Here is a 19,802-nt window from a genome sequence, read left to right on the forward strand (position 1 = left end):
ACCAGCCCCCGGGCTCACCACTTGCCGGGCTCGTAGTCCTTCAGGAAGACCCCGTACACGTCCTCGCCCTGCTCGCCGCGCACGACGGGGTCGTAGACCCGGGCCGCGCCGTCGACCAGGTCGAGCGGCGCGTGGAAGCCGGCCTCGGCGAGGCGCAGCTTGTCGTAGTGCGGCCGCTCGTCGGTGATCCAGCCGGTGTCGACCGAGGTCATGAGGATGCCGTCGGTCTCGAACATCTCCGTCGCGCTGGTCCGGGTGACCATGTTCATGGCGGCCTTGGCGGCGTTGGTGTTGGGGTGCCCGGCGCCCTTGTAACCGCGGCCGAAGACGCCCTCCATCGCCGAGACGTTGACGACGTACGACCGGCCGCGCGCCGCCTTCCTCGCCGCCGCGGCCATGGCCGGGCGCAGCGCGCTGATCAGGATGAACGGCGACGTGTAGTTGCAGAGCTGGGTCTCCAGGAGCTCCACCGGGGAGATCTGGTCGATGGTCTGCACCCAGGTGTTGGTGTCGACGACGTCCGGGACGAGGCCGCCCGCGTCGATCGCGGTGCCGTCGAGGTGCCGGGCCACGCTGGCGTTGCCCGCGACGAGGGCCAGGTCGGCGACCTGCTGGGCGTCCAGACCGCTGGTGCCCAGCGGCAGGGCGGCGAGACCGTCGACGGCACCCGAGTTGAAGGCGCCGATGACCTGGTGGGCGGGGAGTTCTCCGGCGGGCAGCGGGGCGCTCTCGCCCTCGACCAGGGCGGCGTACGCGGACGGCAGCCGGCGGACGGTCTGGGTCGCGTTGTTGATCAGGATGTCGAGCGGGCCCGCCGCACCGACCTGCTCCGCGAGCGCGACGGCCTGGGCCGGGTCGCGCAGGTCGATGCCGACGACCTCCAGGCGGTGCAGCCAGTCCGCGGAGTCCTCCATCGCCTTGAAGCGACGGATGGCGTCCTTCGGGAAACGGGTGGTGATCGTCGTGTGGGCGCCGTCCCGCAGCAGCCGCAGCGCGATGTACATGCCGATCTTGGCACGGCCGCCGGTGAGCAGGGCGCGCTTGCCGGTCAGGTCGGCGCGGGCGTCGCGCTTGGCGCGGTTCAGCCGGGCGCAGTCCGGACAGAGCTGGTGGTAGAAGTAGTCGACCTCGACGTAGCGGGTCTTGCAGGTGTAGCAGGAGCGGGGGCGCTGGAGTATCCCGGCGACCCTGCCCTCCTCGGTCCGGGAGGAGGGCAGCAGGCCCTCGGTCTCGTCGTCGATGCGCTGGGCGGAGCCGGTCGCGGTGGCCTCGGTGACCGCCTTGTCGTGGGCGGTCTTGGCGGCCCGGCGCTCCTGCCGGCGGCGCTGCTTGACCGTGCGGTAGAGGCCGGCCGTGGCCCGGCGCACCGTGATGGCGTCCGGGTGGTCGACCTCCAGCTCGTCCAGCTCCGCGAGCACGCTGAGGCAGACGGCGAGCCGCTCGGGGTCGATGCCGGGGCCGTGGACCACGGCCTCCACCGTGTCCTCGGCCGCCGGGCCGTCCTGTGTCACCGTCATCGCACTGCCGCTTCCCTGGTCCACCAGCGGCGCTCCGACTCGCGCCCGCTTTCGAAGCAGGAATTTTACGGAGCGCCGGGCGTTCCCTCCAAACTCGACCGGATCATGGATCGCAGACCGCGACCAGGGAGTCCACCTCGTCGGTGACCGCGCGGGCCAGCACGTCCAGGTCCGGGACGGCACTCGCGTCGGCGACCAGGCCGTAGTGGACGTGGTTGCGATAGGTGGAGATGGCGACGGCCAGGGACTGGCCGGGCGCGAGCGGGGCCAGCGGGTAGACCGCGGTGAGCGGGTGACCGCCCAGCCGCAGGCCGACGCCGGGCAGCGGCACGCTGGTGACCAGGATGTCGAACCAGAGCCGGGCGGCCTGGCCGACCAGCGGCCCGCCGAGCCGGTGCCCCAGCGCGGGCACGTGGTCGGCGAGCAGCGCGACGGCACCGGCGCCCCGGTTGGGGCCGGCGTCCTTGTTGCGGACCATCGCCGTGCGCACGCGGTCGAGGCGGGCGAGCGGGTCGGGGTTGTCGACCGGAAGCCGTATCAGGTACCCGGAGAGCCGGTTGCCCTGCGGGGTGGCGGTGCGCGGACGGCGCTTGGAGACGGGGATCAGAGCCCGCGGGGCGACGCCCTCGGTGGAGTCGCCGCGCTCGTCCAGCCAGCGGCGCAGGGCACCGGCGACGACGGCGATCAGGACGTCGTTGACGGTGCCGCCGACGGCCTTGCGGACCCGGTGCACGTCGTCGATGTCCAGGTCGACCCCGGCGATGCTGCGGGTGCCGGTCGGCTGGGACCTCAGGGCGGCCGAGGAGCTCACCCCGAGGGCGGACAGGGCGACGGAGGCACCGATGTCGAGGGCCCGGCCCACGTCCGAGAGGGCGCCGCGCACCAGCTCGGGCAGCCTGCGCACATCGGGCAGCGCGAGCATGGGGCGGGGCGGCTCGATCGAACGGGGGGTGCGCACGGGCAGGTCGAGCGGGTCCATGACGCCGGCGGCCAGCTTGAGGGCGCGCAGCCCGTCGGCGAGGGCGTGGTGGAACTTGAAGAGCACCGCGAAGGACACGCCGTCCTCGCCGGGCAGCACATGCGCCTCCCACGGCGGCCGGCCGCGTTCCAGCGGGCGCTCCATCAGCCGGCCCGCGACGCCCTGGAAGTCCGAGGTCGGGGCGTGCAGCCGGACATGGTTGAGGGGGTCGAAGTCCGGGTCGGTCTCGCGGGCGGCGCCGCCGAACGCGAGCGGCTGCCAGACGTCGCGGATCCGCATGCGCAGTCCGGGCACGGCGGCGGCCCGTGCCGCGAGCAGGTCGGCGGCGTGCGCACCGGCGGTCGGCGAGTGCGCCGAGAAGACGCCGAGCGCGCCCAGATGCATCGGGTGGTGGTCCGACTCGATGTTCCAGAAGGCCAGATCGAGAGGTGCGAGCAGGTCGGTCGCAGTCATCAAAAGGGGTGCCTCGCGTCGACGGAGGGTGGATCAGCAGTCAAACGCCGACTCATGATTACGGTCAAGTACGACCACGCTACGCTCAGTTAACAGCAGATTAAGCCCCGTCCCCTCCGAAAGAGACGGGACGCATGGGACACCTGCGGTCACTTCAGCGGCGGGGGCGCCGACCCGGGTGACGTACCCCACTCTGACGGGTGCGGGCCGACCGTGAACGCCAGTGACCGCAGGGAGCGCAGCGCCCCGGTCGTCAGATAGGTACGGCTGTAGTCGCGTCCGTCGGTGCGGGCCCGCCGGATGTACCGGCGGTCGGCGGAGGTGCCCGGCGCGGTCACCGTGAAGCCGCCGCTCGGCCAGAAGCGGCGGTCGAGGCGGACGTCGGCCCGCTCGAAGACCGGCGTGGACAGACCCCAGGTGCCGTAGCCGGGCTGCACCGGGAAGAGGCCGAGGGACGACAGGACGTTCCAGGCGGACATGGTGCCGAGGTCGTCGTTGCCGGTCATCCCTGTGGGACCGTCGGTGAACAGGGTGAGCGCCGCGTGCACCACGTCGGTGGTCTTCCAGGGCTGGCCGGTGGAGAGATAGGTGTACGGGGCGGTCAGGTCGGGCTCGTTCATCGGGTTGTAGACGGCCGCGTTGTAGTAGGCGTACGCGTTGCCGTGCACCCACACCTCGCGGGCGGTCCTGGCCGGGTCGGCGAGCAGCCGGTCGTAGGCGAAGAACGAGTCGAGCCGCCGGTTGGCGGCGCGCTCGCCGCCGATGAGGGAGATCACGCCGGGCAGGTCCTGCGGGACGAGCCACTGGTACTGCCAGGCGGTGCCCTCGTGGAAGCCGATGCCGCGGGCCGGGTCGGGATCGCCGGTGAAGGCACCGGAGCCGTCGCGGGCCCGGAAGAAGCCGGTGGAGGGGTCGAAGACGTTGCGGTAGTTCTGCGCCCGGGTGGCGTAGCGGGCCGCGTCCGCGCCGTGGCCGAGGTCCCGGGCCATCTGCCCGAGCATCGCGTCGGACAGCGCGTACTCCAGGGTGACGGAGGCACCGTGGTCGTAGTCGGAGTCGCCCACCTTGGTGTGCGGACGGCCCTTGAGGTAGGGCGCGAACCCCTCGGCGAGGTACTCGGCGTTGGCCTCCCGGCCCACCCCGGCGTTGGCGGCCGGCGGCACGCCGTCGGCGTTCTTGCGCAGCGCCCGGTAGGCCCGCTCCTCGTACCCCTTGAGCAGGCCCAGTTGGTAGGCGGTGGTCAGGAACGGGGTGACCGGGTCGCCGGTCATGATGTTCGTCTCGACCGTGCCGTAGCCCCACTTGGGCAGCCAGCCGCCGTCCTCGTCGATCTTCAGCACCGACAGCGCCATGTCGCGGGCCTCGCGGGGGGCGAGCAGGGCGAGGGCCTCGGTCTGGGTGCGGTAGGTGTCCCACAGGGACCAGTTCTGGTAGTAGGTGAACCCCTGGGCACGGTGGATCCGGCGGTCCCAGCCGGTGTAGCGGCCGTCGGCGTCACCGCCGACGTTGGGTGCGAGGAAGGTCCGGTACAGGGACGAGTAGAAGGTGCGGCGCAGCGTCGGGGAGCCGCCCCGCACGCGCACGCCGGCGAGCCGCCGCTCCCACGCGTCCCGGGCCTGCCGCCGTACCGCGTCGAACGAACGTCCGCCTTCGGCGCGCAGGTTGGCCTCAGCACCGTGCGCGTCGACGTACGACAGGGCGGTGGTCGCCTCGACCGTACGGTCCCGGGTGGTGTCGAAGCGGACGTAGGCGCCGTCGGCTCCGGTGCGGGAGCCGGGGCTGATCGCGGCGCCGTGCCAGGTGCCGTACGCGGTGAAGGGGCGGCTGAAGCGGGTGACCGTGTACACGGTGTAGGGGGCGGTCTCGCGGCAGAAGCCGTGGCCGCTGATCCTGGTGCGGACCGTGTGGTCGTCGAGGATCTCGACCTGGCTGCTGACCGGCTTGTGCAGCGCCTGGGCGGCGTTGAGCAGGACGTTGGCCTTGCCGGTGGCCGGGAAGGTGTAGCGCTGGACGCCGGTGCGGGCGGTCGCGGTGAGCTCGGCCGTGACGCCCGAGTCGAGGCCGACCCGGTAGTAGCCGGGGCTCGCCGCCTCGTCGGCGTGGTCGAACCCGGCGGCGTACTCGGCGTAGTCCGTCCGCGTGACGTCACCGATGGTGGGCAGCACGGGCAGGTCGCCGCCGATGGCGCAGCCGACGCCGGAGAGGTGGACCAGGGAGAAGCCGCGGATCCGGTGCTGGGAGTAGTCGTAGCCGGTGCTGTGCCCGGTGTCCGGGGAGAGCTGCACCATGCCGAAGGGCACGGCCGCGCCGGGGAACGTGTTGCCCTCGTCCTGGCTGCCGATGAAGGGGTTCACCAGCTCGGTGAGGTGGCCGTCGGCCGGTTCGGCGGCCCCTGCGGCGGGGGCGCTGACCAGCGCGGACGCGGTCAGCACCCCGGCGAGGCACAGCCGTGTGCGCCGGGTCCCTCTCATGTCGGATGACCTCCGAAGCTCGACATTGCTGTCTGCATCGTGAGGGGAGAGAGCCGCGAAGTCCGGCAAATGACCGTTTTTCACTCGCCGCGCGTCGCGCGCGAGTTGCGCCGCGCACCACGGGGTCGCACACGCGTCGGTCGCACACGCGTCGGGGGCGGCCCCGCCGCACCCCGCGCTAGGAGACCAACTGCCCCTTCCCGAGCGCGATGACCCCGCCCTTGGACACGGTGTACAGCTCCGCGTCCCGGTCGGGGTTGACGCCTATCGTCGCGCCCGGCGGGACCTCGACGTTCTTGTCCAGGACCGCGCCGCGCACCACGGCCCCCCGGCCCACCACGACGTTGTCGTGCAGCACCGAGCCCTGGACCACCGCGCCCGGGTCGACGCGCACGCCCGGGGAGAGCACGGACCGGGTGACCTGCCCGCGGATCAGGCAGCCGGCGCTGATGATGGACTCGCTCGCCATGCCGCCGGCGTTGAACCGGGCCGGGGAGAGCTGGTACGAGTGGGTGTAGATGGGCCAGCTGCGGTTGAACAGGTTGAACGCGGGCCGCTCGGCGATCAGGTCCATGTGGGCGTCGTAGTACGCGTCGAGGGTGCCGACATCCCGCCAGTAGCCGCGGTCGCGGGAGGTCTCGCCGGGGACGTGGTTGGCGGCGAAGTCGTAGAGTTGGGCCTCGCCGCGGGCGGTGAGCTGGGGCAGGATCGAGCCGCCCATGTCGTGCACCGAGTCGTCGTCCTCGGCGTCCCGGTGCAGCGCCTCCACCAGGGCCTTGGTGGTGAAGATGTAGTTGCCCATGGAGGCGAAGACCCAGTCCGGGGCGTCCGGCAGGCCCGGCGGATCGGCCGGCTTCTCCAGGAAGGTCTCTATCGTCTGCCCGTCCGAGCCCGGAGTGATCACGCCGAACGCCGAGGACTCCGCGCGCGGGACGCGGATGCCCGCGACCGTGACGCCCGCGCCGCCCTCGATGTGCTGCTGGAGCATCTGGCGCGGGTCCATGCGGTAGACGTGGTCGGCGCCGAACACCGCCACGTAGTCGGGCTGTTCGTCGTGGACGAGGTTCAGGGACTGCAGCAGGGCGTCGGCGCTGCCCAGGTACCAGCGCGGGCCGAGCCGCTGCTGTGCCGGGACCGGGGTGACGTAGTTGCCGAGCAGGCTGGACATCCGCCAGGTGGTGGTGATGTGCCGGTCCAGCGAGTGCGACTTGTACTGCGTCAGCACGCAGATGCGCAGCACGTCCGCGTTGACCAGGTTGGACAGGACGAAGTCGACCAGGCGGTAGGTGCCGCCGAAGGTGACAGCTGGTTTGGCACGGTCGGCGGTCAGCGGCATCAGGCGCTTGCCCTCCCCACCGGCGAGCACGATCCCGAGTACCGACGGTCCACCACGACGCATGGCCGCTCCCCTCACCCTGGTGCTCCATGCCTGCCCTGGGAGCACACCCGCTAAGCCTGCCCCGGGATCACGTCGAACAGGCGGCCTGTTCGTTACGCCTGGTGTTACGCATGCTTGAGGATCTCCTCGTAGAGCCGGACGGTGCGCCGGGCCACGGCGTCCCAGCCGAACTCCCCCACCGCCCGCTCGCGTCCGGCCTCGCCCATCCGGCGGGCGGTCTCCGGGTCGCCGACGACGGCGTCCAGCGCCCGTGCGAGGCCCTGCTCGAAGTCGTCGTCGAGGTCGACCAGCAGGCCCGTCTTGCCGTCCTCGACGACCTCCGGGATGCCGCCCACCCGGGACGCCACCACGGGCGTGCCGCAGGCCATCGCCTCCAGGTTGACGATGCCGAGCGGCTCGTAGACCGAGGGGCAGGCGAACACCGAGGCGTGGGTGAGGAGTTGGATGACGTCGGCGCGGGGCAGCATCTGCGGGATCCAGTGCACGCCCTCGCGGACCCGGCTCAGCTCCGCGAACAGCTCGCGGAACTCGCGGTCGATCTCGGGGGTGTCGGGTGCTCCCGCGCAGAGCACCACCTGCGCGGCCGGGTCGATGTCCCGTACCGCGCGCAGCAGATGGGGCACGCCCTTCTGGCGGGTGATCCGGCCGACGAACAGCACGTAGGGGCGGCCGGGGTCCACGCCGACGCGGGCGAGGACGTCGGTGGCGCGGTCCGGGCGGTACAGGTCGGTGTCGATGCCGTTGCGCACGACGTGGACCTTCGCCGGGTCCAGGGCGGGATAGCACTCCAGGATGTCCGCGCGCATCGCCCCGGACACCGCGATCACGCCGTCGGCCGCCTCGATCGCGCTGCGCTCGGCCCAGCTGGACAGGGCGTAGCCGCCGCCGAGTTGCTCGGCCTTCCAGGGCCGCAGCGGTTCCAGCGAGTGGGCGGTCACCACGTGCGGCACGCCGTACAGCAGCTTGGCGACATGGCCGGCGAGGTTGGCGTACCAGGTGTGGGAGTGGACGAGTTCACGGCCTTCGAGGCCCGCGGCCATGGCCAGGTCCACGGAGAAGGTGCGCAGCGCGTCGTTGGCGGTGTCCAGGGCGGACCAGGGGCGGTGCCGGACGACGCCGACCCCGCGGCCCTCGCCCCAGCAGTGCACCTCCAGGTCGACCAGGGGCCGCAGCTCACGCGCGAGAAACTCCACGTGGACGCCCGCGCCGCCGTACACGTCCGGGGGGTACTCCCGGGTCAGCAGTCCGACTCGCACCCGCAACCCCTCGCTCTCCACGGCAGGTTGTTCCATGGTCACCCAGATGCGCCGCGCGGGGAAGAGCGCGGTGGTTGTGTGAAACAACAGTCACCGCAGACCCCGCCGCCCGGTACCCGGTAGTAGAGACAGCAACTGCGGCGCCGGAAGGCCAGGCCGGCGCGGGTGCCCGTGGTGCTCAGCAGGGGATGCGCGAAGAGGACGTCGGCGAGTGCGCGGGTCCGCGTGACCATGTCCGCACGGTTGTTCGCGCGCGCCCAGCGGTCCAGTTCCCGCACGGCACCGGCCAGCGCGGAGCCTGCGTTGCCCCGGGCCAGGCCGGGCGCGAGGCCGTACCGGTGCCGCAGGGCGTCCCCCAGGGGTGCGAGATGGCCGTGCACGACCGTGCGGACGACGGCGTCAGCGAGCGTGGCCGGGTCGGTGCCGTCGAGCGTGGCTGGCTCGGTACCGCCGGGACGTGGGCGCGGCCCCGTGAACCAGAGGTCGTCAGGGGCGGTGGCGGCCGGGTCCCAGCGGAGCAGGGCGGGGCCCAGGTCGGGGAGGCGGCCGTAGCGGACGGCGCAGCCGAGGGCGACGGACCAGAGCCGCGCGGCGAGCCCCTGGTGCGCGAGGGAGGCGGCGACCCGGGGCTCGGCGGTGCGCAGCCGCCCGGCGACGATGTCCACACGGCGAGCCAGGGCGTTTCCGCGCCCGTCCGACGTGCTGTCCTCATACGCCTCCGCCAGCGTCGGCAACGCGCCGACCCGCGCCGCCTCGGGACCCGCGACCGCCGACCCGACCGGCCGCAGCACGAAGAAGCCGCCGAGCTGACGGAGCGCGGCGAGGTCCGGATCCAGGTCGGCGAACAGGTCCACGGGGTGCAGTAGTACCAGGCGTCCGGGAGCGCCGTGCGGGCACCCTCTCCACCTGCCGGTACCCACCCTGGGGATGATCGGGATCCCGCCGTACTCCATCGGCAGTAGGACCCATTGGGTGCTCAGGTACGACGACGGGAAGCACGCGGGCGGGCAGAGTGTTTCCCATGGAAGCCGACCGATCACCGCGCGGGGCCAAGCGGCACCGCCTGACGCAGAGGAGCCGAGTGTGAGCGCCCTCGCGTTGTCCGTGCTGCTTTCCTTCGTCTCCGCCGTCGCCTACGCGGGCGGAGCGATCGTGCAGGAGCAGGTGGCGGTCTCCTCCCCCGACGAGCAGTACGCGCCGCTGCACCGCGCGAGCTGGTGGGGTGCGATGGCGTTGAACGGCCTCGGCGGTCTGCTGCACGTGGTGGCTCTGGCCTACGGCCCGTTGAGCCTGGTGCAGCCGCTGGGCGCGCTCACCATCGTGTTCGCGCTGCCCATGGCGGCCCTGTTCGTCGGCCGCCGGGCGGGCACGACCGCGTGGCGGGGCGCGATCATGGCGACCGTCGGTCTGGCCGGTCTGCTCTCCCTGGTCGGTTCCTCCGACGCGCACACCCTGGCCTCCGCCGGGCGGATCGGGGTCGCGCTGGTCACCGGCGGCGCGGTCGTCGCGCTGATGATCGCGGGCCGGGCCGCGCACCGGCACCCGGCGGTGCGCAGCGTGCTGCTCGCCACCGCCTCCGGCATAGCCTTCGGCATGTCCTCGGTGTTCACCAAGGTCGTGGCGATCGACTGGAACGGCGGGATCGGCGCCGCCGACCTGCTCTGGTTGTCCGTGATCGGCGCCTACGCCGTCGCGGGCGTTCTGGTCTCCCAGGCCTCCTACCGCGGCGGCGGCCTCGCCGCCCCGCTGGCCACGCTGACCGTGGTCAACCCGGTGCTGGCCGCCGCGGTCGGCATCACGATGTTCGGCGAGACGTTCCGCTACGGCGCGACGGGCACCCTGCTGGCGCTCGGCTGCGGTGCGGTGGCGGCGGGCGGCCTGATCCTGCTGACGACCGAACGCATCGAGGGCACACCGCACGCGGCCCGTGCGGTACCGGAGCCGGCCGGCGCCGAGGTCTCGCCCGAACCGCTGGTCGAGGCGCTGGTGGAACTGGCCGAGGCAGGCCTGGCACCGGCGGGTGCGGCAGCCGAGGCGGCATTGGCACCGGCCGCTGCACTGGCCGACGCGGCACTGGCACCGGCCGGTGCGCTGGCCGAAACGAGCCTGACGCCGGTCAGTGCAGGAGCCGAAGCGGGCCTGACGCCGGTCAGTGCAGGAGCCGAAGCGGGCCTGGCGCCGGTCAGTGCAGGAGCCGAGGCGGCATTGGCACCGGCCGGTGCGCTGGCCGACGCGGGCCTGGCACCGGCCGCTGCACTAGCCGAAGCGGGTCTGGCGTCGGTCGGTGTGGGGGCCGACGCGGCACTGGCACCGGCCGCTGCACCGGCCGAAGCGGGTCTGGCGTCGGTCGGCGCGGCGGAGGGCCGCTCGGCGGGTGACGGCGACGCGCGTCCCGGGCCGGCCGCACTGGTCCAGATGCCCCAGCAGCGGACGGGGTCCGCGGCGCCGGCGCCGGAGGTGGCCGACGTGCTGCTGCCCGCCGCCGACTACGTGCACGGTCCGCTCCTGGAGCGGCGCCGCCCGCGGGTCAGATTCTGACGCCGCCGGCCCGGAGATAGGCGACCGGGTCGATGTCCGAGCCGAAACCGGGCCCCGTCCGCACCTCGAAGTGCAGATGCGGGCCCGTGGCGTTGCCGGTGGATCCCGAGCGGCCGATCCGCTGGCCCGTGGAGACGCTCTGTCCGGCCCGCACGGATATGGCCGAGAGGTGGCCGTACTGCGTGTAGCGGCCGTCGGCGTGCCGGATCACCACCTGGTAGCCGTAGGAGCCGCCCCAGCCCGCCGTGACGACCTGTCCGGCCTCGACCGCCTTGACGGAGGTGCCGGTGGGGGCGAGGAAGTCGACGCCGGTGTGGTAGCCCTTCGACCAGTGCGAACCGGCCGCGTGGTACGGGGTGCCGATCGGGGCGTCGACGGGGGCGACGAGCGAGTGACCGGTGTGGGTGGCGGCCTTCGTCTTCGCCTTGGCGCTCGGCCTGGTCCTTTCCGCGGCCTTCCGGTGTGCCTCGGTCTTCGGGTGCGCCCCGGCCGCCTTGGCGGCCTGGCCCGTCAGACTGAGCCGCTGGCCCGGCAGGATCAGGTCGGGGTCGGAACCGACCGTCGTGCGGTTGGCCGCGTACAGGCGGTGCCAGCCACCGGCCACGTCGTGCTCCTCGGCGATCCCCGAGAGCGTGTCGCCGTGCACCACGGTGTACATCTCGGCCCGGCCGGCCCGGGACTGCGGCGTGGTCTGCGGTTTCACGTCCCGGACGGAGCTCTTCGGGGAGTCGGCCGCGGGGCGGGTGGCGGCGCTCTCGGTGTGCACGCCGGGAGTCTCTCCGCCGCGGCTGAGTCCGGCCCGCACCGAGCAGACCGGCCAGGCGCCCGGCCCCTGGCCGTCGAGGACCCGCTCGGCCACGGCTATCTGCTGGTCCTTGGTGGCGAGGTCGGCGCGCGGCGCGTACCGCGTGCCCCCGTAGGCCTCCCAGGTGGACTGGGTGAACTGGAGCCCGCCGTAGAAGCCGTTGCCGGTGTCGATGCCCCAGTCGCCGCTCGACTCGCAGGCGGCGACCTTGTCCCAGGTGGACATGGAGGCCGCGTCGGCGCTGCCGGCGGCGACGAGCGGTAGCGCGAGGCCGGCGCCGCCCGCCGTGACGGTGAGCGAGGCGCGGTTGATCCTGTTCGGCTGGTACCGGCGGTGCCGGCCGTGTTCGGACATGTCTGCATCCCCCTAGCCACGCGCGTCAGGAGGGCCAAAAGTAAGCGTGCCGAACAGGCCATGACAAGGCGGCAATCGGCCGCCTCTCGCCTCCCCGGAAAAACGACAGCCTCGGAAGGAGCGCGGCAGCGGCCCGTGTTGACACTTCGTCAGTACGACGGGTCCCGCGACGGCCTCGAACAGCGTTTCCCGAGGTTGCTGAGGCGTCGGGGCCGTCCGGGCCGTATCTGCAAGTGCGGCCGGTCGTACGGCGGGTCAGGATGGCCTTTGGGCAATACTGGCGGGCATGAGCGGCGGCAGCATCCCTTGCACGTGCTACGGGATCGACTTGATTCTTGAGGAGCAGGCGGTATGAGCACTTCGGCGCAGATCGGCGTCACGGGTCTCGCGGTCATGGGCCGCAACCTCGCCCGGAACTTCGCGCGCAACGGCTACACGGTCGCGTTGCACAACCGCACGGTGTCGAAGACACACGAATTGGTGGAGAACTTCGGGGACGAGGGCGACTTCATCGCGGCCGAGACCGCCAAGGAGTTCGTGGCGGCGCTGGAGCGGCCGCGCCGGCTCGTCATCATGGTCAAGGCCGGCGGCCCCACGGACGCGGTGATCGAGGAGTTCGCACCGCTCCTGGAGCCCGGCGACATGATCATCGACGGCGGCAACGCGCACTTCGCCGACACCCGGCGCCGTGAGAAGGCGCTGCGCGAGCAGGGCATCCACTTCGTCGGCATGGGCGTGTCCGGCGGCGAGGAGGGCGCGCTGCACGGGCCGAGCATCATGCCGGGCGGGCCGAAGGAGTCCTACGACTCGCTGGGCCCGATGCTGGAGAAGATCTCGGCGAAGGCGGCCGACGGCGCGCCCTGCGTGACGCATGTCGGTCCCGACGGGGCCGGGCACTTCGTGAAGATGGTGCACAACGGCATCGAGTACGCCGACATGCAGCTGATCGGCGAGGCGTACCAGCTGCTGCGCGACGTCGCGGGGTACTCCCCCGCGCAGATCGCGGACATCTTCCGTACCTGGAACACCGGCCGGCTCGACTCGTACCTGATCGAGATCACGGCGGAGGTGCTGGCGCACGTGGACGCCGCGAGCGGCAAGCCGTTCGTGGACGTGGTGGTGGACCAGGCGGAGCAGAAGGGCACCGGCCGCTGGACCGTGCAGATCGCGCTCGACCTGGGCGTGCCGGTGTCGGGCATCGCCGAGGCGGTGTTCGCGCGGTCCCTGTCGGGTCACGCCGGGCTGCGGGCCGCCTCCCGGGACCTGGCGGGGCCGAAGCCGACGGCGCTCTCCGAGGCGGAGGCGGCGGCGTTCGCGGACCGGGTGGAGCAGGCGCTGTACGCGTCGAAGATCGTGTCGTACACGCAGGGCTTCCACGAGATCCAGGCGGGCAGCGAGGAGTACGGCTGGGACATCGACCTCGGGGCGGTGTCCTCCATCTGGCGGGGCGGCTGCATCATCCGGGCGGCGTTCCTGGACCGGATCCGGGCGGCGTACGACGCGCGGGCCGACCTGCCGAGTCTGCTGTCCGACGAGACATTCGCGCGGGAGATCGCCGAGGCGCAGGACGACTGGCGTGAGGTGATCATCGCGGCGACGCGAGAGGGGGTGGCCGTGCCCGGGTTCTCGGCGGCGCTGGCGTACTACGACGCGCTGCGGGCGGAGCGGTTGCCTGCGGCGCTCACTCAGGGGCAGCGGGACTTCTTCGGGGCGCACACGTATCGGAGGGTGGACCGGGAGGGGACGTTCCACACGTTGTGGGGCGGGGACCGCTCGGAGGTCACGGCGTAGCACCGGCGCCGGGTGCGGGGTGCGGGCGGGCTGCGGTTTCGCGCAGTTCCCCGCGCCCCTTGAGGCGCAGTTCCCCGCGCGCCTTGAGGGGGGTGCGGGTGGTGGTCGGGTGCTGGTGGTGGGTGGTTGCTCGCGCAGTTCCCCGCGCCCCTAGGGGGCGGGTGGTTGCTCGCGTGATTCCCCGCGCCCCTTGTTTCTCGCGTCTCTGAGGGGCTCTGTGGGGGTCAGGTGAGGGGTGGGCCTGGTTGGGGGGTGGGGGTGGGGTCTGGGGGGACGGGGGGTGTGGGGTTGGGGGGCGGTGGGGGTGGCTCGGGGGCAGGGGGTGGTTCGGGGGCAGGGACCGGGGAGGGATAGGGGTCGGGGGGTGTCGGGTCCGGGTGCGGGACGGTCATGGTGTCCTCCGGCAGGTTGCTGTCTACCGGGTCACCTACCCGACCGTCGCTCGCGCACTCCCCGCGGCCGCTGCCGCCGCCAGGCCCGGACGTGGGCTGGACAGGATCGGAAGCGTGGTGGCCGTGAGACGCGCGGCCGAGGTCATGGACGCCTGGGCCAGGAGGATCACGTCGGCGTCGGTCACCGCGTCCGCGGCGGCCGCCACCAGCTGCGCGCAGCCCTCGATGTCGCCGGCCTCGAAGCGGCTCCAGGCGTCCGGCACGACCCGGGCGCGGGCGCGGATCGGTCGGGCCGCCCGGCGGGCCTCGTCGTCGAGCAGGGCCAGGGTGGGCGCGAGGGTGCTCTCGACCGTCGCCAGGACGGCGATACGGGGGCCCGCCGTCACCGCCGCGGCGGCCATCGGGCGGTCGCCGCGGATCACCGGTACTCCGACCTCGCCGGCGGCCCGCTCCGCCACCTCGCCGATCGTCGAGCAGGTGCAGAGCACGGCCTGTACGCCCTCCGCCGCCGCCCGGCGAAGAGCCGTGGCGACGTCTGCGGCGACCGCCTCGGGGCCGTGCTCGCGGGCCCGGACCAGGAGGTCCGGGGCCACGGAGTGGCGCAGCTCCAGACCCGGGTGGTGCTCGTCGCGCAGGGCGTCGAAGAGCGGGATGTGGAGGGGGGAGGTGTGCAGGAGGGCGAGCACGGCTCAGAAGCGGTCGGGGTGGGCGACCAGCCACTCCTTCGCCGCACGCAGCAGCTCGGGGTCCGGCGTCGGGGCCACGTCGGGGTGGCGCTCGGCCCACCGGACGACGTAGGGGCAGAGCGGGGCCACCGGCGTCTTCTCCCGCTCGGAGATCGCGTACAGCTCGCGGGCGAGGGAGCCCGCGATGCCCTTCCCCTCGTGCTCGGGTTCCACGACGGTGTGGACCGGCACGAGGGCCGGGGAGGGCGACTCCAGGACGAAGTACTCGATGCGGCCGACGACTTCGCCGCCGGCGACCGCCTCCAGACGGCCGGCCGCCCGGTCGTCGCGGATCTCGATGTCACTCATGTCGCCCTCCTGGTCCGTCGGTCAGGCCGGTACGGCCTGCGGGCTGCGCTCCTGGTCCGAGCCCGGTACCGGCTCGGACGGATCGGCGCCGAGGGCCACCACCCGGTTGCCGTGGTCGACGTGCACGACCCGCGGCCGAAGGGTACGCGCCTCGGCGTCGGTGACCTGAGCGTAGCTGATGATGATCACCAGGTCGCCGGGGTGGACGAGATGCGCGGCCGCCCCGTTGATCCCGACGACGCCGGAGCCCCGCTCGCCTTCGATGACGTACGTCTCCAGCCGGGCCCCGTTGGTGATGTCGACGATGTGGACCAGCTCGCCGGGGAGGAGGTCGGCGGCGTCGAGGAGGTCGGCGTCGATGGTCACGGATCCCACGTAGTGCAGGTCGGCCTGGGTGACGGTGGCACGGTGGATCTTGGACTTGAACAGAGTACGCAGCACTTTGGACTCCTGTTTGACGGCTCCCTGCCTGCTTTGTGCAGGTCAAGGGCGGTCTTCACTGTACATGGGCACGCGTCGGAGTCGAAGATGCGAGGAACATCGACTTCACTCGGGCAAGAAGGCTCCTCACCTGCCCTTCCGTGCGAACCAGGCTGTTTCTCCATCGCCAACCAAGCACCTGCTCGAACACCCGTCCCCGGATGTACGAGGACTGATGCTGACCGGATGCAAAGCGTCAGGCGGTCGAGCGGACCTACGGATGGTTGATGCTCCACCGGCGTCTGTCTGCGGATACGAGGCGCTCCCGGCCCGATCCGAAGCCGTGGCCAACCTCACGACTGTGATCGATCGATCACGGTCGCTACCACGTAGTGGGCAGCTGAGTTCGGGCCGTCTGCCCAGGCTGCTGCTTCCAAGCCGGAAGGCAACGAAGAGGGGAGGACAGTGGAAGCATCCGAAGCGCAACCCGGCTCTGTGGCGCATCGTGAAGGAGCGCAGAAGGCCACGCTCCACTGCGGGGTATCGCTCGACTGCCCTGCACATCCGCCGTGCCGTGTGGTCACCCATCGTGGACAGCTCCGGATTGCAACTACTGGCTACTCAGCCTCCTCTCGTTGCAACGGGGGTGGAGGCGGGATGGGCACCATGTCCACCTCTCAGGCGTTCTCGTCATGGATCCGCGCACCCAGATCCTCCGCCCACTCCATTGCCCACGCCTTGAGTTCGTCGATCTGGCGGGAGGTGAGCCCATACACGGTGTAGTCCTCATCCTCGTACCAGTCCGCGCCAATGAGCCTGTCCCGGAGGTCTTCGAGGCTGAACTCGTCGTGTGCACGACGGCGGCCCAGGGATTCGAGGTCGGCGGTGGAGCGGTGGCGGGAGGCAGCTTGGACGTCGATGAGGTCCCGGACGGTGCCGCGGTCGGCGAGGGCACGGACCTTGGTGCCGATCACGTCATCGAGGGAAAGAACAGGGCCGTAGGGGGTCTGAGCGGGAGGGGCCCAGAACGCCTCCTTGAGGACGTCGACCTCACACTACTCGCCGGTGTCCGGATCGGTGACGAGGAAACGGCCGCTGAGCGGATCGGTCTGCACGTGTGTGGTCCGCCATCCGCGCGCGCCGAGACCTGCTGTGAGTGAGGCGACGATCTCCTGCATCGGAGCGGGGTTCTCGGTGGCGACGTCGAGGTCGCGGCTGAAGCGTTCGACCAGGCCGTGGGCCTGCACGGCGTATCCGCCGGTGAGGACGAGAGGGTAGGGGGAGCCGAGGTCGAGGATGTCGGCGAGGAGACGCTCGTGGAGCGGGGTGAGCTTCACGCGGGGGTCGTGTCGGCCGAAGCGGTGCGGAGCAGCTCAGGGAAGGCGTCCTCCCAGACCTCGCGGATGTAGGGGCTGATCAAACGCCGCAGGACGGACCACTGCTCGGTGAGCAGCCGGTGGTGCAGGAGTGCCACCAGGTCCTCACTCAGTCCTTCGGCGAGGACGGTCCGGTAAAGCGTCATGCGGGACTTCGGACGGTCCAGGCTGTAGCTCGTCCGCCCGGACCAGACGATGTGGAGCGGCAGGTCCACGTTGCCCTCGACGGGGCCGGCCAGCTCCTGCAAACGCTCGGGCAGTCGGCCGCGGTAGCGGTCCCGCAGCACCTCGGCGCGGGGAGCGGTGATCGTCGGGTCCATGCATCCAGTATCGCTGCTGGGAGGCGTCGGCATGGCGGATACGGGGCTCTTCTGTCGTACGTCCGGGTCTGGCGCCGCGCGCCCTCGGACACTCATCATGGCCTACCTGCACAGCCCCGGGTGGCGGTCCCGAGGATGCCCATGGCGCCGGCGCAGTGGACGAAAGGGCACCCGGCGGGCGACGGTCAGGGCATTCCGCTCGCGGTGTCGCTAACCGGCGGTAACCGTGGGCGACGTCGCCCAGTTGCCGCGTCTGCTCGACAGGGTCCCGCGGGTAGCGGGACCGGTCGGCCGTCCGCGCCGACGACCTGATGCCCTGCTCGCGGACCGCGGCTAAGACCACGACACGTACCGCCGTCTTGTGCGGGCTCTCGGCATCACACCGGTGATCGCCGAGCGGGGTGAGGACCACGGCAGTGGCCTGGATGCATTCGGATGGGTCGTCGAGCGCACGCTGAACCTCCTCCCTTTTCGGCACGACTTCCAGACAGTCCGTTTCTCCGGTCCTCCCTGCCGCGCATGTCGCGTTCCCGTGTCGGAGAAGGAAACGGGAAACAGCATCGATCGTCTTGTCCGCCCCGGCCAGACTGCCGCACGCTACGTGCAGCGCCGGCAGCGTCCCGGAACCGAATCGTGTACGGGTGCGGGCAACGGGTCGGCCTGGAACAACCGCACTCCTTGAAGAACGACCCCATCCCACGGGCAAGCTGTCGAGCCACGCATCAAGCCTTCCGAGCAGGGCGATGGGCGGCGCAGCAGGCCCCTGCCGCAGGTGCAGGTCAGCAAGCCGGACACCATCCGGCCTGATGCTGACCTTTTGCTGACCCGGAGGCGGTGATCAGGGCCCTGACCTGCGAAAACACCCAAACGTTAGATCTCGGACTTGAACATGGTACGCACCATCCGAGCACTCCCGAAAGCAGGCTCCCTACCTGCGTCCTTGCAGGTCAAGGGCTGTTTCCACACCAGCGTACGCAACGGCTCCCGAAGACTCCCGTGACGCTCACCACAGAAAGGCTCGACCACCCGACATTAGGCCGAACAAGATCCGTCATCCGATCCGACGGCGCGCAACGAATTCATGGTGGAGGAGGCTTCCTTCGGCCGGCGCCGAGCGAGGGGTCGAGGTGCGCAGCGTCGTTCAGCTGTCCCTCACCTTCGATCAACGGGTCTGCAACGGAGGAACGGCGGCCAGCTTCCTGCGCCACGTCATCGCCAGTGTCAGCCGCCCCTGACCCCGGCTGCACGGTCCCCTTCCCCTACGACCACATGACCGGGTGGCCGGGGCGCTCAGCAGGCGTCCATCGCGACGCATGATCAGACGCCGCCAGCGTCGAGGGCATGCGCGTCGGTGTCGTCAAGCCGTTCCGCGGCGAGGGCTCCGGACCGCAACGGCTCGTGGATCAACTGCAACAATGCCTGCGCCCACGCCGACCGGTCCTCGGCGCGCCTTCTGCAGGAGCGCCGCAGACCACGGCGTTCGCGTTTCGCTGACCAACCTCGCACCTGCGATGTCCCAGGCGTGGAGCGCGTACCGGTTGTGCTCCACGCACCACCCCCCACCGGGAGACACGATGAGAGATCGTCACTCCGCAGCCGCAGGCCGCCGGGCAGCGCGCGTTCTCGCCCTGCTGCTGGGCCTGATCGGAGCACTGCTCGCTCCTGGCCCGGTTTCCGCGGCGCAGGCAGCCCCCGGCACGTCCGTCATCGGACATGCCGCCGCTGCGTCGCTGCCCACCAAGCTGCGTGGCGTCAACCGCTCCGGCACCGAGTTCATGTGTGTGCAGAACCGGGGCATCTTCGACGGCCCCGCTGACAACGCCTCCATCCAGGCCATCAAGCACTGGTGGGCCAACGTCGTCCGCGTGCCGCTCAACGAGGACTGCTGGCTCGGCATCAACGGAGCCAACCCCGCCTACAGCGGCGCCAACTACCGCGACGCCATCTCCGACTACGTCTCCCGGCTCCGTCAGGCCGGCCTCCACGTCATCCTCGAACTGCACTGGAGCAGCGGTGTGCACATAGGCATCGGTTCCAACTGCTGGGCGTATGCCTCGCGGTGCCAGAAGCCCATGCCCGACAGCGACCACACCCCGGACTTCTGGAAGTCGGTGGCCAACACCTTCAAGAGCGACCAGGGCGTCGTCTTCGACCTGTTCAACGAGCCCTTCCCGAACCTGGTCATGTTCGACGCCAAAGCCTCGTGGAGGTGCTGGCGCGACGGCGGTTCGGCCTGCATCGGCTTCCTCTACCCCGTGGCCGGTATGCAGACTCTCGTGAATGCCGTGCGGTCGACGGGCGCGACCAACTACATCATGGTCGGCGGCATCAACTACGCCAACGACCTGTCGGGCTGGCTGACGTACGCGCCCTCGGATCCCGAGGGCAAGCTCGTGGCGTCCTGGCACTCGTACAACTTCAACAGCTGCAACACCCAGAGCTGCTGGGACTCCCAGATCGCCCCCGTCGCCGCCCGCTACCCGCTCGTGGTGGGCGAGATCGGCGAGGACGACTGCGCCCACGGCTACGTCGACACCCTCATGAACTGGCTGGACAGCCGGGATCTCGGCTACCTTGGCTGGACCTGGAACACGTGGGACTGCAAGTCCGGCCCGTCGCTCATCACCGACTACGACGGAACCCCGACGGCCTACGGACAGGGCCTCAAGAACCGCCTCGCATCCGGCTGACAAGTGC

General features: G+C 71.4%; 15 protein-coding genes and 3 pseudogenes. 6 read left to right on the forward strand and 12 right to left on the reverse strand.

Going from position 1 to position 19,802, the window contains the following annotated elements; genetic code table 11:
* Window positions 1–14: 14 nt before the first annotated feature.
* From AB0M11_RS05555 to AB0M11_RS05580, 6 genes are all read right to left on the reverse strand, one after another.
* On the reverse strand, window positions 15–1,517 hold the full coding sequence (locus AB0M11_RS05555) for an SDR family NAD(P)-dependent oxidoreductase (RefSeq protein ID WP_365701657.1): 1,503 nt from the start codon (window positions 1,515–1,517) through the stop codon (window positions 15–17).
* 103 nt (window positions 1,518–1,620) lie between these two features.
* Window positions 1,621–2,949 (reverse strand): wax ester/triacylglycerol synthase family O-acyltransferase, encoded by a 1,329-nt coding sequence (locus AB0M11_RS05560; protein ID WP_365701659.1) that lies wholly within the window; start codon window positions 2,947–2,949, stop codon window positions 1,621–1,623.
* A 149-nt stretch (window positions 2,950–3,098) separates the two neighbouring features.
* Window positions 3,099–5,420, reverse strand: coding sequence for a GH92 family glycosyl hydrolase (locus tag AB0M11_RS05565; RefSeq protein WP_365701661.1), 2,322 nt, complete (start codon window positions 5,418–5,420; stop codon window positions 3,099–3,101).
* A 178-nt stretch (window positions 5,421–5,598) separates the two neighbouring features.
* Window positions 5,599–6,819: a glucose-1-phosphate adenylyltransferase gene (gene glgC, locus AB0M11_RS05570; RefSeq protein WP_365701663.1), complete on the reverse strand. Its 1,221-nt coding sequence runs from the start codon at window positions 6,817–6,819 to the stop codon at window positions 5,599–5,601.
* Between the two features lie 104 nt (window positions 6,820–6,923).
* Entirely contained in the window at window positions 6,924–8,075 is a 1,152-nt protein-coding gene (gene glgA / locus AB0M11_RS05575; protein WP_365701715.1) for a glycogen synthase, read from the reverse strand.
* A 38-nt stretch (window positions 8,076–8,113) separates the two neighbouring features.
* A complete protein-coding gene (locus tag AB0M11_RS05580; RefSeq protein ID WP_365701718.1) occupies window positions 8,114–8,947 on the reverse strand; it encodes a (2Fe-2S)-binding protein in 834 nt (277 codons plus the stop codon).
* A gap of 211 nt (window positions 8,948–9,158) precedes the next feature.
* Between AB0M11_RS05580 and AB0M11_RS05585 the strand changes: the two genes are divergently transcribed.
* Window positions 9,159–10,613 (forward strand): DMT family transporter, encoded by a 1,455-nt coding sequence (locus tag AB0M11_RS05585; RefSeq protein ID WP_365701665.1) that lies wholly within the window; start codon window positions 9,159–9,161, stop codon window positions 10,611–10,613.
* Here the strand turns inward: AB0M11_RS05585 and AB0M11_RS05590 are convergent.
* Window positions 10,603–11,772, reverse strand: coding sequence for a transglycosylase family protein (locus tag AB0M11_RS05590; protein ID WP_365701667.1), 1,170 nt, complete (start codon window positions 11,770–11,772; stop codon window positions 10,603–10,605). The genes AB0M11_RS05585 and AB0M11_RS05590 overlap by 11 nt on opposite strands.
* A gap of 351 nt (window positions 11,773–12,123) precedes the next feature.
* Here AB0M11_RS05590 and gndA point away from each other — a divergent pair, with 351 nt between their 5' ends.
* Complete coding sequence (gndA, locus tag AB0M11_RS05595) at window positions 12,124–13,563, forward strand: NADP-dependent phosphogluconate dehydrogenase (RefSeq protein WP_365701669.1); 1,440 nt, start codon at window positions 12,124–12,126, stop codon at window positions 13,561–13,563.
* Window positions 13,564–13,990: 427 nt separating this feature from the next.
* On the opposite strand, the gene AB0M11_RS05600 is transcribed toward gndA, so the two are convergent.
* Genes AB0M11_RS05600 through panD form a run of 3 tightly spaced genes read right to left on the reverse strand, consistent with a single transcriptional unit; the run spans window position 13,991 to window position 15,430 of the window.
* On the reverse strand, window positions 13,991–14,641 hold the full coding sequence (locus tag AB0M11_RS05600; protein ID WP_365701671.1) for an aspartate/glutamate racemase family protein: 651 nt from the start codon (window positions 14,639–14,641) through the stop codon (window positions 13,991–13,993).
* Window positions 14,642–14,644: 3 nt separating this feature from the next.
* Entirely contained in the window at window positions 14,645–14,989 is a 345-nt protein-coding gene (locus AB0M11_RS05605) for a GNAT family N-acetyltransferase (protein ID WP_365701674.1), read from the reverse strand.
* A gap of 21 nt (window positions 14,990–15,010) precedes the next feature.
* A complete protein-coding gene (panD, locus tag AB0M11_RS05610; RefSeq protein WP_365701676.1) occupies window positions 15,011–15,430 on the reverse strand; it encodes an aspartate 1-decarboxylase in 420 nt (139 codons plus the stop codon).
* A 230-nt stretch (window positions 15,431–15,660) separates the two neighbouring features.
* On the opposite strand from panD, the pseudogene AB0M11_RS05615 reads away from it, so the two are divergent.
* Window positions 15,661–15,764, forward strand: a pseudogene (locus tag AB0M11_RS05615) (IS5/IS1182 family transposase); the annotation flags it as partial.
* Between the two features lie 322 nt (window positions 15,765–16,086).
* Here AB0M11_RS05615 and AB0M11_RS05620 read toward each other — a convergent pair.
* Together AB0M11_RS05620 and AB0M11_RS05625 are read right to left on the reverse strand one after the other, a co-directional pair.
* Window positions 16,087–16,746: pseudogene (locus tag AB0M11_RS05620) on the reverse strand (nucleotidyl transferase AbiEii/AbiGii toxin family protein).
* A complete protein-coding gene (locus tag AB0M11_RS05625) occupies window positions 16,743–17,105 on the reverse strand; it encodes a hypothetical protein (protein WP_365701678.1) in 363 nt (120 codons plus the stop codon). Before AB0M11_RS05625 ends, AB0M11_RS05620 begins: the two are co-directional and overlap by 4 nt.
* A gap of 189 nt (window positions 17,106–17,294) precedes the next feature.
* Between AB0M11_RS05625 and AB0M11_RS05630 the strand changes: the two are divergent.
* The 3 genes and pseudogenes from AB0M11_RS05630 to AB0M11_RS05640 form a co-directional block, all read left to right on the forward strand.
* Window positions 17,295–17,559: pseudogene (locus AB0M11_RS05630) on the forward strand (transposase); the annotation flags it as partial.
* A gap of 592 nt (window positions 17,560–18,151) precedes the next feature.
* The gene (locus AB0M11_RS05635) at window positions 18,152–18,340 is read left to right on the forward strand and encodes a 2-oxo acid dehydrogenase subunit E2 (protein ID WP_365701720.1); all 189 of its coding nucleotides are present in this window, start codon (window positions 18,152–18,154) and stop codon (window positions 18,338–18,340) included.
* A 339-nt stretch (window positions 18,341–18,679) separates the two neighbouring features.
* On the forward strand, window positions 18,680–19,795 hold the full coding sequence (locus AB0M11_RS05640; RefSeq protein WP_365701680.1) for a cellulase family glycosylhydrolase: 1,116 nt from the start codon (window positions 18,680–18,682) through the stop codon (window positions 19,793–19,795).
* Window positions 19,796–19,802: the final 7 nt, after the last annotated feature.

The organism is Streptomyces sp. NPDC051987, assembly GCF_040680735.1.
Taxonomy (GTDB): Bacteria; Actinomycetota; Actinomycetes; order Streptomycetales; family Streptomycetaceae; genus Streptomyces.

Coding starts and splice junctions, on each gene's coding strand:
- gndA (WP_365701669.1), top strand. CDS start 12,124: ATGAGCACTTCGGCGCAGATCGGCGTCACGGGTCTCGCGGTCATGGGC.
- AB0M11_RS05565 (WP_365701661.1), bottom strand. CDS start 5,420: ATGAGAGGGACCCGGCGCACACGGCTGTGCCTCGCCGGGGTGCTGACC.
- glgC (WP_365701663.1), bottom strand. CDS start 6,819: ATGCGTCGTGGTGGACCGTCGGTACTCGGGATCGTGCTCGCCGGTGGG.
- AB0M11_RS05640 (WP_365701680.1), top strand. CDS start 18,680: ATGAGAGATCGTCACTCCGCAGCCGCAGGCCGCCGGGCAGCGCGCGTT.
- AB0M11_RS05560 (WP_365701659.1), bottom strand. CDS start 2,949: ATGACTGCGACCGACCTGCTCGCACCTCTCGATCTGGCCTTCTGGAAC.
- AB0M11_RS05590 (WP_365701667.1), bottom strand. CDS start 11,772: ATGTCCGAACACGGCCGGCACCGCCGGTACCAGCCGAACAGGATCAAC.
- AB0M11_RS05555 (WP_365701657.1), bottom strand. CDS start 1,517: ATGACGGTGACACAGGACGGCCCGGCGGCCGAGGACACGGTGGAGGCC.
- AB0M11_RS05605 (WP_365701674.1), bottom strand. CDS start 14,989: ATGAGTGACATCGAGATCCGCGACGACCGGGCGGCCGGCCGTCTGGAG.
- AB0M11_RS05625 (WP_365701678.1), bottom strand. CDS start 17,105: ATGGACCCGACGATCACCGCTCCCCGCGCCGAGGTGCTGCGGGACCGC.